A 17,466-nucleotide genomic window follows, 5' to 3' on the forward strand; every position below is an offset into this window, starting at 1 on the left:
CAGGGGTGTATAGGGGTTATTACACCGCGCGGAATGATATTTCCGTCGGAATGGCTTCACCCTGCCAATACATCTCTGCCGCAACGTTGGATGCCAGTTGGCGATAGATATCAGCAAATTCACTGTCAGGATGGCTGACAACCGTTGGCTCGCCGCGATCGAGGTCTTCGCGCAGTGAAATATGCAACGGAATTTGTCCCAACAATTTGCAATGGTATTTCTGCGCCAGCTTTTCTGCCCCGCCAGTGCCAAAAATAGGCTCCAGATGGCCACAATTACTGCAAATATGCATGCTCATATTTTCAATAATGCCCAACACTGGCACATGCACCTTCTCAAACATCACGATGCCTTTCATTGCATCAATTAAAGCAATATCCTGTGGCGTGGTTACCACCAGCGCACCAGTGACAGGAATATTCTGTGAGAGAGTCAATTGGATATCACCCGTTCCCGGCGGCATATCAATGACTAAATAATCCAAATCAGGCCATAAGGTATCTTGTAGCATTTGCATCAAGGCCTTGCTAGCCATCGGGCCGCGCCACACCATGGCGTTCTCGTCGGTGACCAAATAACCAATCGAGTTGGTAGCAATACCGTGGGCCATGATCGGTGCCATATGCTTGCCATCAGGGGAGGTTGGCCGCTGATTTGTGGTACCCAGCATATTTGGAATGGAAGGACCATAGATATCAGCATCCAGAATACCGACTTTTGCCCCTTCTTCAGCCAAGGCCAGTGCCAGGTTCACGGCGGTGCTGGATTTCCCTACCCCGCCTTTACCGGAGCTGACCGCCACAATATTGCGCACCCCTTTGACTCCGGGTTGATCATTGGCGCGTTTCAGTGTGGTGATATTATGAGACAGTTTCCAGTCAATGGCTTTGGCACCCGTCACCGCCAGTAATTCTCCGCTGACGGACTCTTTTAATATGTCAAAACCGAACTGCCAGGCAAAAGGCATCACCAGCTCAATATGTAGCACATTGTCCAATAAAGCACAGTGGTGGATAGCACGCAGCTCAGTCAGGCTCTTTTGCAAGGTTGGGTGTGTAAAGGCAGCAAGAACCTTTGAAATTTGTGATTGCAGCAGGTCAGGTGTGGTCTGCTCGGGGGATTTTTGGCTCATCCCGGCTCCTTGAATTTATCGTTATTAACCAACAGAACTTATCGTTATTAGACAATAATAGTGTACCAGAACTCCGTCACACCTGTGTGAGCCTAATAAAGAGAAAACGGGTTCAGCCCACATAACTGAATTGTTAATAACCAAATTGTTAATAACCAAATATGCTGAAAACAGTCTAAAACAACATTGTTATGACTTAAGGCCATTCGCGGATCGCCTTACCCTAGCGACGAGCCAGTATATCGGTTAACATCAAAGACCCTTTAATCGACATAAAGAAAGCAATTTCCCACTATGGCTCAAGTCGCGAAAAAAATATTGGTGACGTGCGCGCTACCATACGCTAACGGTTCTATTCATCTCGGTCACATGCTCGAGCACATCCAGGCAGACATCTGGGTCCGTTTCCAGCGAATGCGCGGCAACCAGGTTCATTTTATCTGTGCAGATGATGCCCACGGCACCCCAATCATGCTGAAAGCTCAGCAACTGGGTATCGAACCGGAGCAGATGATTGCCGAGATGAGCCAGGAGCACCAACAAGATTTCGCCGGTTTCGCTATCAGCTATGATAACTATCACTCTACCCACAGTGATGAAAACCGTGAACTGTCGAGCCTGATATACAACCGCCTAAAAGCGAATGGTTATATCAAGAATCGGACGATTTCTCAGCTCTATGATCCTGAGAAAGGAATGTTCCTGCCCGATCGCTTTGTCAAAGGTACTTGCCCCAAGTGTAAATCACCGGATCAATATGGCGATAACTGTGAAGTTTGTGGCGCAACCTACAGCCCAACTGAACTTATCGATCCAAAATCTGCGGTTTCCGGCGCGACGCCGGTCATGCGTGAATCTGAGCACTTCTTCTTCGACTTACCTGCGTTTAGCGATATGTTGCAAGCCTGGACACGTTCCGGCGCACTGCAAGAACAAGTTGCGAATAAAATGCAGGAATGGTTTGAATCGGGCCTGCAACAGTGGGATATCTCCCGCGATGCCCCTTACTTTGGTTTCGAAATACCGGATGCGCCAGGTAAATATTTCTACGTCTGGCTTGATGCCCCTATCGGCTATATGGGCGCATTCAAAAACCTGTGCGATAAGCGTGGCGATTTAGATTTTGATGAGTTCTGGCGTAAAGACTCTGAAGCCGATCTGTATCATTTCATTGGTAAGGACATTGTTTACTTCCATAGCCTGTTCTGGCCAGCGATGTTGGAAGGCAGTAACTTCCGTAAGCCAACCAATCTATTCGTTCATGGTTATGTCACGGTAAACGGCGCAAAAATGTCGAAATCTCGTGGCACATTCATTAAAGCGGGCACTTACCTGAAACATCTGGATGCCGATTGTCTGCGCTATTACTACGCCGCCAAGCTGTCCTCTCGCATTGATGATATTGATTTGAATCTGGAAGATTTCGTCCAGCGCGTCAATGCCGATATCGTCAACAAAGTAGTTAATCTGGCCTCGCGTAATGCTGGTTTTATCAATAAGCGTTTTGCGGGCAAGTTAGCCGATCAGCTTGCTGACCCTGCGTTATATAAAACCTTCACCGATGCCGCAGTCAGTATTGCCGATGCTTATAACAATCGTGAATCAAGCAAAGCGATTCGTGAAATTATGGCGCTGGCCGATGTCGCCAACCGTTATGTTGATGAACAGGCACCTTGGGTCGTGGCAAAAGAAGAAGGCCGTGATGCCGACTTGCAAGCTATTTGCTCTATGGGTATCAACCTGTTCCGCGTGCTGATGACTTATCTCAAGCCGGTGCTACCCGCGCTGACTGAACGCACTGAGGCTTTCCTCAATACTGAATTAACCTGGGATAGCATCGAGCAGCCACTGTTAGGCCATCAGATTAACACTTTTAAAGCACTGTTTAACCGCATTGATTTGGATAAGGTGAACGAAATGGTTGCCTCTTCTAAAGAAGATATGGCGGCAACAGTCACTGTGACCGGCCCATTAGCCGATGACCCGATTCAGGAAACCATCAGTTTTGATGATTTTGCCAAAGTAGACATGCGAATCGCGCTGATTCAACAAGCAGATTTTGTCGAAGGTTCAGATAAATTATTGAAACTTAAGTTGGATATTGGTGGTGAAACCCGTCAGGTCTTCTCGGGTATCCGTTCTGCTTACCCTGACCCTAAAGTATTGGAAGGTCGACTTACCGTTATGGTGGCAAACCTGGCTCCACGTAAAATGCGCTTCGGTATTTCAGAAGGCATGGTGATGGCAGCAGGCCCTGGCGGCAAAGATATCTTCCTGCTCAGCCCAGACAATGGCGCTCAGCCTGGTATGCAAGTGAAGTAATATTGGTCTAGCACGCAAAAAAGCCGGTCACAAAACCTGACCGGCTTTTTTTATTGCCTATCAATGAGCCAGATCTTTACTCACTTTTGGCTATAGGCTGCCTCTCGCGTTGCCAGTCTTCTAACCAAAACAGCATATTAATAAATAAACTTAGCGAGAAGATCAGGAACAAAATATTATCCAGTAAGGATACTTTGACTAGTGCATTGATAATAATATTCTGATGATGTTTTATTTCCACGAAACCTGACGAGAAAAACCAGAATACACCGACAGCACCCACTATATTTAATACCACAACTGGCCAATGCCATTTGGCCAGTAAAAAGAAAATCCACGATAACATCATCAGCGAAACGATGGCATCACCCAATTCAAAAATAAGGAAGAAAGTTATGTATAATAAGCCAAAACAAATCAACGCTAACCCAAATGGATACTCATTAGGTAAGGCTGAAGACAGCTGTTTTCTACGGTCACATGCTGGTGGTTTTATATCATAAATATTTATAGCAAGAATATAGAGTAAAAACAAACCTGATAAACATAATGCTAATAAAGTGTGCGAGAGATAGAAAGCGAATGGAAGCAGGTGAAATATTAACAAATAAGGGCTTAACCTTTGGCTAGCTAAGCGGTACGAACAAGGTAACAACAGCACTAATGAAAGCACCGCGAAAAAAGACGAAACAAAAAAAACCAGAATTTCATCAATCGAGTCTGGAAATAAAATAGTAACCAGAAACATAATAGTCATCAGAGCCAACACGTAGCGGACAAATAAAAGCAGACACTCACTGCGGGACATATAACGACATGTGGGATTATTAATACAATAATTCAAATTCAGCTGTGCTATATCAGAACTATCCTGTCTTAATTTATATAGGCTGCTAATTTTAACCATGGTGACTTTAATCCTTTAAATATCATTAAACTGAAAATGGTAAAAATTCATTTTTGTTATGGTAATTAACCTCTATTATTTAATTTCATGACTCAATTCCATTTAGAATATCAGGACTGAGTAAGCAGTGAAATAAAATATTATCGTGGATATTTGTCTCAATAAAAATAAGGTTATAAAGCGCCAGTGAAAAAAAACCACTAAAATAAAAAGGTTATTAACTTCATTTGCTCTCATTAAAGTCCCCCCTTGCACTTTGCTGCTTATTTAAGCAGTCCAAACTAAAAGATATAACGCGATCCAAAAATTCATAACAAAGTTAATTCCTTATCAAAATAGTTATGGTTATGATGCTATACAGAGACAGATAGACGTCTAGACACAAAGACAGCCATAACAATGAATGATAGCACCGTATACATTGCATAACTTATCAACACCATGACGGAGTTCCGGATGAAAAATATTGCTTCCCCATTACTGGCCCTGAGCCTGCTGACGGCACTGCCAGTATTCGCTGCAGACACCGCCACGGTAACCCCTATTCCTGATGCCATTGCCAAGCATCAAGGACAAATTAAAATCGCGGTGATCCGTAATTTAGGCTCCGACGACAACACGACTCAATTCTTATCTGGTGTATTGAAAGAAGGCAAAAAACTGGGTTTCAAAGTCGATACGTTCTTAAGCAATGGCGATGACGCGCGTTTTCAGGACTTTGTTAATCAGGCTATCAGCCAGAAATACGACGGGATTATTCTTTCCCAAGGCCGTGACCCCTACTCGACTGAACTGGTAAAACGCATTACAGCGAACGGCATTGCCGTGTCTGTATTTGATACCGCCATTCAGGGTGATATCCCCGGTCTGACAGTCACTCAGCAAGATGATGCTTCACTGACTAACGAATCCTTCGGTCAGTTGGTCAAGGACTTCAACGGTAAAGCGAATATTATCAAGCTCTGGGTAGCCGGATTCCCACCGATGGAACGTCGCCAGGCCGCTTATCAGGCTCTGCTGAAACAAAATCCGGGTATTACTGAACTGGAATCTATTGGTGCTGTGTCATCTGATGTTCAAGGCGATACCGCGAACAAAGTGGGAGCAGTCTTGGCGAAATACCCGAAAGGGAAAATCGATGCCATTTGGGGAACCTGGGATGCCTTTACTCAAGGCGCTTATAAAGCCTTGCAAGAGAACGGCCGTACCGAGATCAAGTTATATAGCATTGATATCTCGAATCAGGATTTGCAGCTGATGCGCGAAGCGAATAGCCCATGGAAAGTCAGCGTTGCCGTCGATCCTAAGCTCATTGGCACAGTCAACTTACGCCTGGTTGCCAAGAAAATTGCCGGTGAAGAGACTCCTGCCAGTTACGAATTCCGCGCAGCCTCTATTCCACAAGCACTGCTGGCGAGTCAACCTGGCCCAGTTAACGTTTCCGGTTTGAGTAAAATCATCCCTGGCTGGGGTCAGTCAGATGATTTCAACTCACCTTGGTTTGCTACCCTTGCTGCCAAAAATGGTCAGTAATGTGTCATTAAAGACCCATGCAAAAAATTGATTTGGAGTGAAATAAATGGCAGCGCAAGGAATCTTGCCAACACCTGAATACAGCCGCAATATGCGGCTGATTGGTCATAGTGATCAAGGTGGAAAACCCGATGGCGTGCAGGTGATGGTGCATCGTGGTTTCGCTTATATCGGCCATATGGTGTCGCAGGGCGTTTCGATTATTGATGTCCGAGATGCAAAAAACCCACGTCCGGCTGGTTTTATCGCCGCGCCACCCAATACGTGGAATGTACACTTACAAGCTCATGATGACCTGCTACTGGTGATTAATGCCCGTGACTTGTTTGCTGACGCTAGTTTTGCCGAAGAGAAAGTGTATTACACTCGCTCGGTGGCCCAAACGGTCAGCACCCGGCAAGAAGGCCGTAGTTGGAGTGCCGGTTTACGTATTTTTGATATTTCGATACCGGACAAGCCCCGTGAGATAAGTTTCCTGCCACTTGATGGCATCGGTATCCACCGTATCTGGTATGTCGGTGGGCGCTGGGCCTATGTTTCTGCGCTGCTCGACGGCTACAGTGATTATATCTTTCTAACCATTGATTTGGCTGACCCGCAAAAACCACAGGTTGCCGGACGTTATGCTTTACCCGGCATGCATACTGCTGCGGGCGAACAAGCAAGCTGGCCTGAAGGTAAGCGCTATGCACTGCACCATGCCATTGTCAGTGGTGATACAGCTTACGGTAGCTGGCGTGATGGTGGACTGACACTATTAGATGTCAGCGACCGCACTGAGCCAAAACTGATCAGTCATCGTAACTGGAGCCCCCCTTTTGGTGGCGGGACACATACTGCGCTTCCTTTGCCAGATCGCGACTTACTGGTGGTGCTGGATGAAGCAGTGCTGGATAACCAAGAGGATGGCGAGAAACATATTTGGGTATTCGATATTCGCGAACCAACCAACCCGATAAGTATCTCAACTTTCCCCGTGCCAGATGAACAGGATTATGTGAAAAAAGGTGCACATTTTGGCCCACATAATCTGCATGAAAACCGGCCGGGTAGTTTTATCAGTTCATCGCTGATTTTTGCCACTTACCAGAATGCGGGGGTTCGAGCCTATGACATCAGCAACCCCTATCAGCCAAAAGAGACTGGCTCTCTGGTGCCCGCTGCACCGGAAAAAATGATGGATAAACGACCTGGTCGCCCACAAGTGATTCAGTCATGTGATGTGTTTGTTGATGCTCAAGGGATTATCTACAGCACCGATTATAATGGCGGGCTGTCTATCATCGAATATTTAGGTTAATAGTCTATTGATGGCAGGTCGATTCAGGTCGATCTGCTATTTGCAAAAAAAATTTCCTCCACCCCCTCTCTTTCGCTCCTGCAATAGTCTACTGTAATTGGCTGAGTCGCGTCGTAATGCTGTGCGTGTCATTCTTTTTATTGGCATTAATCCGCATAGAAACAACTTATTACCCATAATTAAAAATAAGAAAATACCATGAAAGGATTTCCATCGCGTGTCACTAACCTGCTGATTGCCTCGCTGGTGTTAACCATTGGCCGAGCGGTAACGCTGCCGTTTATCACTATCTATTTGGCCGAACACTTTCAACTAGCGCCAGACAAGGTTGGACTGGTCTTAGGGGCGAGTTTGACCTTGGGGATTTTCACCAGTCTGTATGGCGGTTATCTGGTGGATAAATTCAATAAAAAGCAATTGATTTTACTGGCGATCACCCTATTTTCTGCCACCTTTTTTACCTTGCCGTGGATTGAGCATCCGGCGTGGATTATCCTGATTTTGGCATTGTTGCATTCAGCATACTCCGTCTATGGTATCGCTATTAAAGCCTGTTTTGCCGACTGGTTGCCAGTCAACGAGCGAATCAAAGCCTTCTCAGCCAACTACACATTGGTCAATGTCGGCTGGGCGGTCGGCCCAGGGCTGGGAGTTTTGGTGGTCAGTATGGGGCCGCAAGTCCCCTTTATCATTTCGGGCATACTAGCGTTGTTGGTTGCTATTACACTGAAATTCAGAATCGACAGTACCGATATGTCGGTCGCGGAGCATACACAGACGGAGTCTGTGCCAGATTTCCGCCAAACGTTTCGTATTTTGCGCCATGACAAACGGCTGATCTATTTCACCGTCGGCAGCATGCTCAGTGCCATTGTCTTTGGTCAGTTCTCCGGCTATTTATCTCAATACCTGATTACTGTTTCTGATGCCAAATTTGCCTATCAGGTGATTGGCGCGGTGATGACGGTCAATGCAACTATTGTGATTACCTTACAATACCTGTTAAGCCGCCGTATGAATCAACAGAACTTAATGCGCTGGCTAATGCTAGGCACTCTGTTTTTTATTATTGGTTTGTTCGGCTTTATGGCCGCGCAACAGTCAATCCCTGTGTGGATGCTAGCGATGGCGATTTTCTCATTGGGTGAGATTATTGTTATTCCGGTCGAATATCTGTTTATCGATTTTATTGCCCCCGCGAATCTCAAAGGCAGTTACTATGGGGTACAGAATCTCGGTCAGTTAGGTGGTGCTGCGAATCCGGTACTCTGCGGTTTCCTGTTAGCCTACACCGCACCCGAGATGATGTTCTACATGTTGATTGTGGCGGCTATTTTGGGGCTGGTATTTTTCTATCGTGGCTACCAATTAGCCAAATCGCCAGCCCATCAACCCTCCCAGTTGCAAGACGAGTCGTAATTGGCATAATTCCATTAAAATTATTCATAGTGTGATAACTAGCACAGTGTTAGCGTTAATTGTATGATGAATGCATTCCGTTACTCAGGACTCTTTTTATGCGCAATGTGACTTCACTTTGCTGGCAGTATCTGCGAGCTTTCGCCATTATCTATCTGTGCTTATGGGCAGGTAAGGCCGTGGCCTTACTGTTACCCATAACCATCCCCGGTAGCATTCTCGGAATGCTGATTTTGTTTGCCCTGCTTTCCTCACAAATTTTGCCTTCGACGTGGGTAAAGCCCGGTTGTCACCTGCTCATTCGTTACATGGCGCTGCTGTTTGTGCCAATCGGTGTTGGCGTCATGCAATATTATGACCAACTCACCAAGCAATTTGGCCCTATTGTGGTTTCCTGCTTTGTTAGTACCCTGATTGTGATGTTGGTGGTGGCTTATAGCTCACATTATGTCCATCGTGAGCGCAAGGTGATTGGTTCTCCCACTCACACCGAGGAGGACAAATGATCAGTAACTTATGGTGGTCACTGCCACTAACACTCATCGTGTTCTTCAGTGCACGCCGTTTGGCTCGCTGGCTGAAAATGCCGTTGCTGAACCCTTTGCTTATATCAATGGTTGTTATCATTCCATTGTTATTAGTGACACATATGCCTTATGCCAACTATTTCGCTGGCAGCAAAGTATTAAACGACCTGTTGCAGCCTGCCGTAGTGGCGTTGGCTTTCCCGCTGTATGAGCAATTGCATCAAATTCGCGCGCGCTGGAAATCAATCATTAGCATCTGTTTTATCGGCAGCATTACCGCTATGGTCAGTGGCACTGCTGTGGCCCTGTGGATGGGGGCAACCCCTGAAATTGCCGCTTCGGTACTGCCTAAATCCGTTACCACACCGATTGCCATGGCGGTGGCCGAATCCATCCATGGCTTACCCGCCATCAGTGCCGTGTGCGTTATTTTTGTTGGAATTTTAGGTGCGGTGTTTGGTCACAGCTTGTTGAATTTGTTAAAGATAACCACTAAAGCCTCGCGTGGATTGGCAATGGGAACCGCGTCGCACGCCTTGGGAACTGCACGCTGTGCTGAGTTAGATTTTCAGGAAGGAGCATTCAGCTCACTGGCCTTGGTAATTTGTGGGATTATCACCTCACTACTGGCGCCCTTTTTGTTTCCGGTGCTGCTACATTTATTTGGCTAACAGTGCAGTATAAATTTGAGATACATCTCTCATTTGAGATTTTACTTGCATGAATTTCATATATAACGAGATCTAAGTCACATCAAGAAGACCCCAAGCTACCTAAAATAGTTTCCCGTAACTATTGGAGAGAACCCTATGCAAGCACGTTTTCATGACGCTTGGGCTAAGTTGCCCGCTTCACTGCAAGCCGCACTTGAACCTATCTTGAGCGCAAACGATTTCCCTGCCATGCTGACAGCAGAACAAGTGAAAACGGTGATGAGTATCAGTGGGTTAGATGATAGCGCACTGGCATTTGCCTTGTTGCCGTTAGCTGCTGCTTGTGCATTGACGCCCGTCTCTCATTTCAAGGTCGGAGCCATTGCTCGCGGTATCAGCGGCACTCTCTATTTCGGTGCCAATATGGAGTTCAGTGGCACCCCATTGCAACAAACCATCCATGCCGAACAATGTGCCGTCACACACGCATGGTTACGTAATGAGGCCAGTCTGGTCTCTATTACCGTCAATTACACACCATGTGGTCATTGTCGCCAGTTTATGAATGAACTGAACAGCGGAACCGACCTGCACATCCATCTACCAGGCCGCCCTGCTTCAACTCTGGGACAATATTTGCCAGACTCTTTCGGCCCGAAAGATTTGGATATCACCACCTTGCTGATGGATCCTGTCGATCACGGCTATAAGATTGCTGAAACGGATGCCCTGACTCAGGCAGCACTTGATGGCGCAAACCACAGCCATGCACCTTACAGCCAATCTCACAGCGGTGTGGCATTGGAAACCGCCGACGGCACTATTTATGCCGGGCGCTATGCTGAAAATGCCGCGTTTAACCCAAGCCTGCCACCGCTACAAGCTGCATTGATTATGACCAACCTTGCTGGCAAAGATTGTGGCGCTATTCGCCGCGCAGTGCTGGTTGAAGGCAGTCAACCCATGCTGACTCAATGGGATGCAACCAAAGCAACGCTGGCCGCCCTGGGCTGTAGCGATGTAAAACACGTGACATTTTAAACAGATAAGACTGAACACGGGGTTACATCGTTAACCCCCTGCCAAAATACATTTCTACCATCAGCGGCTAAATATGCCAGTCAACTCGCATTTTTACTGCTAACCGACATATTTAACTAACAAAAGCTGTACATATTTTTCTTATCTTTTAGGATCGGTGGCAACAATTACTATCCAGCCCCGAAGTCATAAGAGTAAAAACTCATGGAACTTGAATACGAAAGTAAACGCCCCCTGTACATCCCCTACGCTGGCCCGATCCTATTAGAATTCCCTTTATTGAACAAAGGCAGCGCCTTCACCAATGATGAGCGAAGCCATTTCAATTTACACGGCTTATTGCCGGAAGCAGTTGAAACCATCGAAGAACAGGCTGAGCGGGCTTATCGTCAGTATCAGGATTTTAAGAACGACGATGATAAGCATATTTATCTACGTAATATTCAAGATACCAATGAGACCCTGTTTTATCGCCTGCTGGAAGCGCATCTTAGCGAGATGATGCCCATTATTTATACCCCGACGGTCGGCGAGGCTTGTGAACACTTCTCTGATATCTATCGCCGCGCGCGCGGGTTATTTATCTCTTACCCAAACCGAGAACACATTGATGACATGCTGCAAAATGCCACCAAACAAAATGTGAAAGTTATCGTTGTGACCGACGGTGAACGCATTCTCGGCCTTGGTGACCAAGGTATCGGCGGTATGGGAATTCCCATTGGTAAACTGTCACTGTATACCGCGTGCGGTGGTATTAGCCCAGCGTATACCTTGCCAGTGGTATTGGATGTGGGCACCAACAATCCGCAACGCCTGAACGACCCGTTGTATATGGGCTGGCGTCATCCGCGTATTTCCGGCGACGAATATTATGCCTTTGTTGATGAATTCATTCAGGCAGTCAAACGCCGCTGGCCAAATGTATTATTGCAGTTTGAAGATTTTGCTCAGAACAACGCGACGCCGCTACTCAACCGCTATCGTGATGAGTTGTGCTGTTTCAATGATGATATTCAGGGCACTGCGGCAGTCACATTGGGTAGTCTGATTGCGGCAAGTCATGCCGCTGGTAGCCAGTTGCGCGACCAAACTGTTACCTTCCTCGGTGCAGGTTCAGCCGGTTGTGGTATTGCTGAACAAATCATTGCGCAGATGATTTCAGAAGGTCTGAGTGAAGAACAAGCTCGGGCGCGTATCTTTATGGTCGATCGTTTCGGCTTGCTGACTGACAAACTGCCTAATTTGTTGGATTTCCAAAGCAAATTGGTACAAAAAAGTGATGCATTGCAAAGCTGGAATCTGACCAGTGATTCAATCTCATTGCAGGATGTGGTGCGTAATGCCAAACCTACCGTGCTGATTGGGGTTTCTGGCCAGCCGGGGTTATTTACCGAAGAGTTGATCCGCGAGATGCACAAGCACTGTGCGCGCCCGATAGTGATGCCATTGTCGAACCCAACATCACGGGTTGAAGCACGGCCAGAAGATATTATTAACTGGACAGATGGTGCAGCACTGGTCGCAACAGGTAGCCCTTTCTCACCAGTCAGTTATAAAGAGAAACTGTATCCGATTGCACAATGCAATAACTCTTATATTTTCCCTGGCATTGGTTTGGGGGTTCTGGCATCCGGTGCCAAGCGTGTCACCGATGGCATGTTGATGGCCGCCAGTCGCGCATTGGCAGAGTGTTCACCGCTGGCACTCAACGGCGAAGGGGCGCTACTGCCCAATATTGACGATATTAAGGCGGTATCAAAAACCATCGCCATGCAAGTCGGTAAGGCCGCACAGTTGCAAGGGGTCGCTATTGTCACGTCTGAGGAAGCATTAGCTAAAGCCATTGATCACAACTATTGGCAGCCACAGTATCGGACTTACAAACGCACCTCGTTCTAGTTATTATCCGGCCTGCGCTACTGCGCAGGCCGGTTATAGACTCACTCTCTTGTCATCAGTTCCCCCTCAATCATTAATATAATAAGAAGAAACTATTGGCATGATATCGGTGGGTACAGTAGCCTTGCAGTATCACCAGTGAATTGAATGCATCAAAGGCCAGAGAATGTGGAAACGCCTGATTATTAGCTTAATTATCATCGCAGGGTTGCTGATGGTGACAGCTATTGCGCTCGATCGCTGGATCAGCTGGAAAACAGCTCCTTTTATCTACGATGAACTGCAAGACTTACCACACCGGCAGGTTGGGGTGGTATTAGGCACGGCCAAGTATTATAAAACCGGTGGTATAAATCAGTTTTATCAATACCGCATCCAAGGGGCGCTAAACGCCTATAACAGTGGCAAAGTCAGTTACTTACTGCTGAGTGGTGACAATGCGCTACACAGTTATAATGAGCCGATGACCATGCGCCGTGACTTGATTGCCGCTGGCGTACCCGCCTCTGACATTGTGTTGGATTATGCCGGTTTCCGCACACTAGATTCTATTGTGCGCACTCGGAAAGTATTTGATACCAATGATTTTATTATCATTACTCAGCGTTTCCATTGCGAGCGGGCGTTGTTTATCGCGATGCATATGGGGATTCAAGCGCAGTGTTTTGCTGTGCCGTCCCCCAAAGATATGCTCAATGTTCGGGTACGTGAGATCTTTGCCCGCCTTGGTGCGCTGTCAGATCTCTATATTATGAAACGCGAGCCGCGCTTCCTCGGGCCATTAATCCCTATTCCGGCAGTACACGTGATACCGGATGATGCGCAAGGTTACCCCGCCGTATCCCCTGAGCAACTGGTTGAACTGGAACACCGGCTGGCAGAAGAAAAAGCGAAAAAACCTGCACCTGCACCTGCACCTGCACCTGCACCATGATTTTGAATGCGCTTTTGTTTTGACGTCAATAACGATCAAAAGCGCTCCCCACTACCCCCTTTGCCCCAAAAACGCCCCGACATCACTTTCAACCTCCCCCATCTCTTGCAATAACTGCAAGGTTTCCAGCGCTTCATCCTCATCCAGCCGACTCATAGCGAACCCCACATGCACCAAAACCCAATGGCCGATTAATGCTGTACTAACCTGCTCATCCGCAGCCACCAGCATAATATTGACCGAGCGGCGCACGCCACAGACATCCACCCATGCCGTGCCTGGTTGAACATCATCCAACGCGACAATTTGCCCAGGGATCCCTATACACATAATCCGGCTCCCGCAGTGTCTCGGCATAAAAAAAGCAACTTCATTCCACCTCCAACCGCTTAATTATCACGCCATCATCAGCCGCTCCAATACGTAAGTGGCTGCCCGCACATAACGGGCAACGAGTCACTTTGCTGCTGAGCAAATTAACCGCTTGCTGGCAGTCATGGCACCACACCTGTGATTGCTGCTGGCTAAGATGCAAAACACAGCCTTCCGCCAAAGTGCCACGACACACTAACTCAAAACAGAACTCCAGTGCCTGCGGCTCGACACAAGAAAAGGCACCGGTTTCCAGCCACACGCCGGTAATTCTCTGTGCGCCGTGCAACCGTGCCTGCTGTTCCATCATGGCAATAGCATTTTGGCACAAGGTAATCTCATGCATGACTGTTCTCCCAGTATGGATTTCTCTGGCAAAATCAATGCAAAGACGATGCCAGTAATACCGGTCATATCATGGAATCGACATTCAACATAATACTTTGATAAATATTGTTATTTTCCATAATTATTTGGATATGAATCCACGAGATGAATAATCACTGTCGAAGTGTCATCAGACAGTGAGGATTTCGTCACTATTGTCGACACTTCGCTGCGGCAATCCCTCTGTTTTTACTGCCTTTTAAATTCCTGCCCTTTGTCTGCCATCACCTTAATGCCCTGCTGGCGCGGCTTCACGACTCTTTTGCATTGGCGGTCACCGTGCTGGCACAGAATATGCTTTGGAGCTGGGAAATGATTGCTATCAGCCTGACTGTCACTAGATTTTTGTCCCGGAGGGTATGGCCATGAACCGCTTTGTGATTGCGGAACCGAGGCTTTGTATTGGATGCAATACCTGCATGGCTGCTTGCAGCCAGGTGCATAAAGCCAAGGGTTTACAACAGCATCCCAGATTGACTGTTATGCGTAACGCCACGGTTACGGCACCGATTCTCTGTCGTCACTGTGAAGATGCATGGTGCGCGCGGGTTTGCCCGGTCAATGCCATCACCCTGACCAATAACGCCGTCGAATTGGATGAAACCACCTGCATCGGCTGCAAGCTCTGCGGTATCGCCTGCCCGTTTGGCGCAATCACACCGGCTGGCAGTAAGCCCTTGGCAGTGCCAGAAAATTTCCCTGAATACATTCCGATGACCCTGCTATCTGATGTGCCATTCAGCCCAACCAACATGAATCCGTTCCTTGCCTGGAATGCCGGAGTACGCACTGTTGCCGTGAAATGCGACTTATGCAGCTTCCAATCTCAGGGGCCGGAATGTGTGCGGGTCTGCCCGACTAACGCCTTAATGCTGGTGGATGAGCACAGCATTGAACAGGCAAATCACGCCAACCGCCTGGCCGCCGCCAGTGGGTTTGCCAACGAGCTGCCCTTTATGGCCGTGGACACCTCGTCAGCTATCTCTCACGAGGAGCAGAAAAGATGATGAATTCGCTTGAGCTATTGTGGCTCTCCTTACTGCTTTATCTGGCTGGCGCACTGCTTTCTCTGCTGCTGGCCCGACGAGAAACACTGGCGATTTATGCCTCCGGATTGGCGTCATTGTTAGGTGGCATTGCGGGCTTGTTTGCTGCGGCCCCCACTCTACTTGGCGGCGGGATTATCACCTTCACCACCGCGGGGCCATTCCCGTTTGTCGCATTTAGTTTGCGTCTTGATCCATTAGCCGCATTTATGCTGATGGTCATCTCACTATTAGTGGTGATAACCGCGCTCTATTCACTGGCCTATGTGCAGGAATACAAAGGGCGCGGGGCGTGGGGAATGGGGGTGTTTATGAACCTGTTCATCGCCTCAATGGTGGCGTTGGTGGTGGTGGATAATGCCTTCTACTTTATTATTTTCTTCGAAATGATGTCGCTGGCATCTTACTTCCTGGTGATTTCCGATCAGGATGACGATGCCATCAGCGCGGGTTTACTCTATTTTCTGATTGCCCACGCCGGTTCCGTGCTGATTATGATTGCGTTCTTCCTGCTGTACCGCCTGAGCGGCAGCCTGGAGTTTGCCGCCTTCCGGCAGGCTAATCCGCAACCCATTATGGCCTCGGTTATCTTCTTATTGGCTTTCTTCGGTTTTGGTGCCAAAGCAGGGATGCTGCCACTGCATGGCTGGTTACCACGTGCGCACCCTGCAGCCCCTTCCCATGCTTCTGCCCTGATGTCCGGCGTGATGGTGAAAATAGGCATCTTCGGCATCATCAAAGTCGGCATTGATTTGCTCGGTGCCAGCCAACTGTGGTGGGGCGTGGTGGTGTTGGGCTTTGGTGCCGTGTCCTCAGTGCTGGGCGTGCTGTACGCATTAGCCGAGCACGACATCAAACGGCTACTGGCGTATCACACGGTTGAGAATATCGGCATCATCCTGATGGGGGTCGGTGTCGGTATGATTGGTATTGCCAGCCATCAGCCGGTACTCGCGGCGCTGGGTTTACTGGGTGCGCTCTACCACCTGCTTAACCACGCCGCCTTCAAAGGGCTGCTGTTCCTCGGGGCCGGTGCGGTCATTTATCGCTTACACACCAAAGACATGGAAAAGATGGGCGGGCTGGCCCGAATGATGCCTTATACCGCACTGGCCTTTCTGGTGGGATGTATGGCGATTTCAGCCCTGCCGCCATTCAATGGTTTTGTCAGTGAATGGTTCACCTACCAATCACTGTTTACCATGACCAAAGACGGCGGTTTTATTATTCGCCTCGCCGGGCCAATCGCCATTGTGATGCTGGCCATCACCGGTGCATTGGCGGCTATGTGTTTTGTGAAAGTTTATGGCATCAGCTTCTGCGGTCTGCCGCGTACAGAAAAAGCCGCCCTTGCGCGCGAAGTCCCCTGGCCGATGACCACCGCCATGCTGTTGTTGGCGCTGCTTTGCCTGGCTTTGGGAATAGGTGCCACCCATGTCGCTCCGGTGATTGGCCGCATTGCCTCCAGCTTGATAACTGCGCCTCCGGTGCCTTCTTTACAGGTAGCGCAAGGCGCGATGTTATTCCCACAACACAGCTCTCAGGCCATGCTGTCCACCCTATATATCTTCTTTGGTTTATTGATTTTGCCGCTGGTGATTTTACTGGTCGCCAGTTTCTACAGAGGCAGTCGTCTGGCATTTCGTCATGGTGGCGACCCGTGGGCTTGCGGTTATGCCTATGAGCAGGCCATGACTGTCTCGGCCGGTGGCTTTACTCAACCCCTGCGAGCCATGTTTGCCCCACTCTATCGACTGCGTAAAACACTCGATCCTGCCCCGATGATGCAGCGTGCGCTGGAGTATTCCGTCAGTGGTGCGGGCCGAGTGGAACCGGTCTGGGATGACAAAATCGTGGCTCCGCTTATCCGTTCTATCCAATGGCTCAGCCAACGCATTCAATGGCTGCAACAGGGTGATTTCCGCCTCTACTGTCTGTATGTGGTCGCCGCGCTGGTAACCCTGCTGATTATTGCGGCTATTTAAGGAGAC

The 17,466-nt window shown here is 48.2% G+C and carries 15 protein-coding genes; 11 read left to right on the forward strand and 4 right to left on the reverse strand.

The annotated features are described in order from the left end of the window. Positions 1-19 precede the first annotated feature (19 nt). Positions 20-1,132 carry an iron-sulfur cluster carrier protein ApbC gene (gene apbC / locus FTB31_RS08130; protein ID WP_050075219.1) on the reverse strand — a complete coding sequence of 371 codons (1,113 nt, stop codon included), beginning with the start codon at positions 1,130-1,132 and terminating at the stop codon, positions 20-22. Between the two features lie 294 nt (positions 1,133-1,426). On the opposite strand from apbC, the gene metG reads away from it, so the two are divergent. Beyond that, positions 1,427-3,454, forward strand: a complete 2,028-nt coding sequence (gene metG / locus FTB31_RS08135) for a methionine--tRNA ligase (RefSeq protein WP_050075218.1) — start codon at positions 1,427-1,429, stop codon at positions 3,452-3,454. A gap of 76 nt (positions 3,455-3,530) precedes the next feature. On the opposite strand, the gene FTB31_RS08140 is transcribed toward metG, so the two are convergent. Continuing rightward, positions 3,531-4,361, reverse strand: coding sequence for a hypothetical protein (locus FTB31_RS08140; RefSeq protein ID WP_077174854.1), 831 nt, complete (start codon positions 4,359-4,361; stop codon positions 3,531-3,533). 456 nt (positions 4,362-4,817) lie between these two features. Here FTB31_RS08140 and FTB31_RS08145 point away from each other — a divergent pair, with 456 nt between their 5' ends. The 8 genes from FTB31_RS08145 (at position 4,818) to sanA (ending at position 13,670) form a co-directional block, all read left to right on the forward strand. After that, positions 4,818-5,894, forward strand: a complete 1,077-nt coding sequence (locus FTB31_RS08145; protein ID WP_050075217.1) for a sugar ABC transporter substrate-binding protein — start codon at positions 4,818-4,820, stop codon at positions 5,892-5,894. 46 nt (positions 5,895-5,940) lie between these two features. Further along, a complete protein-coding gene (locus FTB31_RS08150; protein WP_227731269.1) occupies positions 5,941-7,194 on the forward strand; it encodes an LVIVD repeat-containing protein in 1,254 nt (417 codons plus the stop codon). Between the two features lie 198 nt (positions 7,195-7,392). Then, positions 7,393-8,613, forward strand: a complete 1,221-nt coding sequence (locus FTB31_RS08155; RefSeq protein WP_050075215.1) for an MFS transporter — start codon at positions 7,393-7,395, stop codon at positions 8,611-8,613. 98 nt (positions 8,614-8,711) lie between these two features. Then, positions 8,712-9,119 carry a CidA/LrgA family protein gene (locus tag FTB31_RS08160; RefSeq protein WP_050075214.1) on the forward strand — a complete coding sequence of 136 codons (408 nt, stop codon included), beginning with the start codon at positions 8,712-8,714 and terminating at the stop codon, positions 9,117-9,119. After that, positions 9,116-9,811, forward strand: coding sequence for a CidB/LrgB family autolysis modulator (locus FTB31_RS08165; RefSeq protein ID WP_005162334.1), 696 nt, complete (start codon positions 9,116-9,118; stop codon positions 9,809-9,811). The genes FTB31_RS08160 and FTB31_RS08165 overlap by 4 nt, the downstream gene beginning before the upstream one ends. A gap of 138 nt (positions 9,812-9,949) precedes the next feature. Beyond that, positions 9,950-10,834: a cytidine deaminase gene (gene cdd, locus FTB31_RS08170; protein ID WP_077174853.1), complete on the forward strand. Its 885-nt coding sequence runs from the start codon at positions 9,950-9,952 to the stop codon at positions 10,832-10,834. A gap of 204 nt (positions 10,835-11,038) precedes the next feature. Then, positions 11,039-12,736, forward strand: coding sequence for an NAD-dependent malic enzyme (locus FTB31_RS08175; RefSeq protein WP_050075212.1), 1,698 nt, complete (start codon positions 11,039-11,041; stop codon positions 12,734-12,736). A gap of 166 nt (positions 12,737-12,902) precedes the next feature. Then, positions 12,903-13,670: an outer membrane permeability protein SanA gene (gene sanA / locus FTB31_RS08180; protein ID WP_227720403.1), complete on the forward strand. Its 768-nt coding sequence runs from the start codon at positions 12,903-12,905 to the stop codon at positions 13,668-13,670. Positions 13,671-13,721: 51 nt separating this feature from the next. On the opposite strand, the gene FTB31_RS08185 is transcribed toward sanA, so the two are convergent. Then, positions 13,722-14,000: a HypC/HybG/HupF family hydrogenase formation chaperone gene (locus FTB31_RS08185; RefSeq protein ID WP_050075210.1), complete on the reverse strand. Its 279-nt coding sequence runs from the start codon at positions 13,998-14,000 to the stop codon at positions 13,722-13,724. Between the two features lie 40 nt (positions 14,001-14,040). After that, on the reverse strand, positions 14,041-14,388 hold the full coding sequence (gene hypA, locus FTB31_RS08190; protein ID WP_004699418.1) for a hydrogenase maturation nickel metallochaperone HypA: 348 nt from the start codon (positions 14,386-14,388) through the stop codon (positions 14,041-14,043). Positions 14,389-14,794: 406 nt separating this feature from the next. Here hypA and FTB31_RS08195 point away from each other — a divergent pair, with 406 nt between their 5' ends. After that, on the forward strand, positions 14,795-15,436 hold the full coding sequence (locus FTB31_RS08195; RefSeq protein ID WP_227731270.1) for a 4Fe-4S dicluster domain-containing protein: 642 nt from the start codon (positions 14,795-14,797) through the stop codon (positions 15,434-15,436). Continuing rightward, positions 15,433-17,460: a hydrogenase 4 subunit B gene (hyfB, locus tag FTB31_RS08200; protein WP_227731271.1), complete on the forward strand. Its 2,028-nt coding sequence runs from the start codon at positions 15,433-15,435 to the stop codon at positions 17,458-17,460. The genes FTB31_RS08195 and hyfB overlap by 4 nt, the downstream gene beginning before the upstream one ends. Positions 17,461-17,466 lie beyond the last annotated feature (6 nt).

It is taken from the genome of Yersinia proxima, from assembly GCF_902170785.1.
Lineage (GTDB): Bacteria > Pseudomonadota > Gammaproteobacteria > Enterobacterales > Enterobacteriaceae > Yersinia > Yersinia proxima.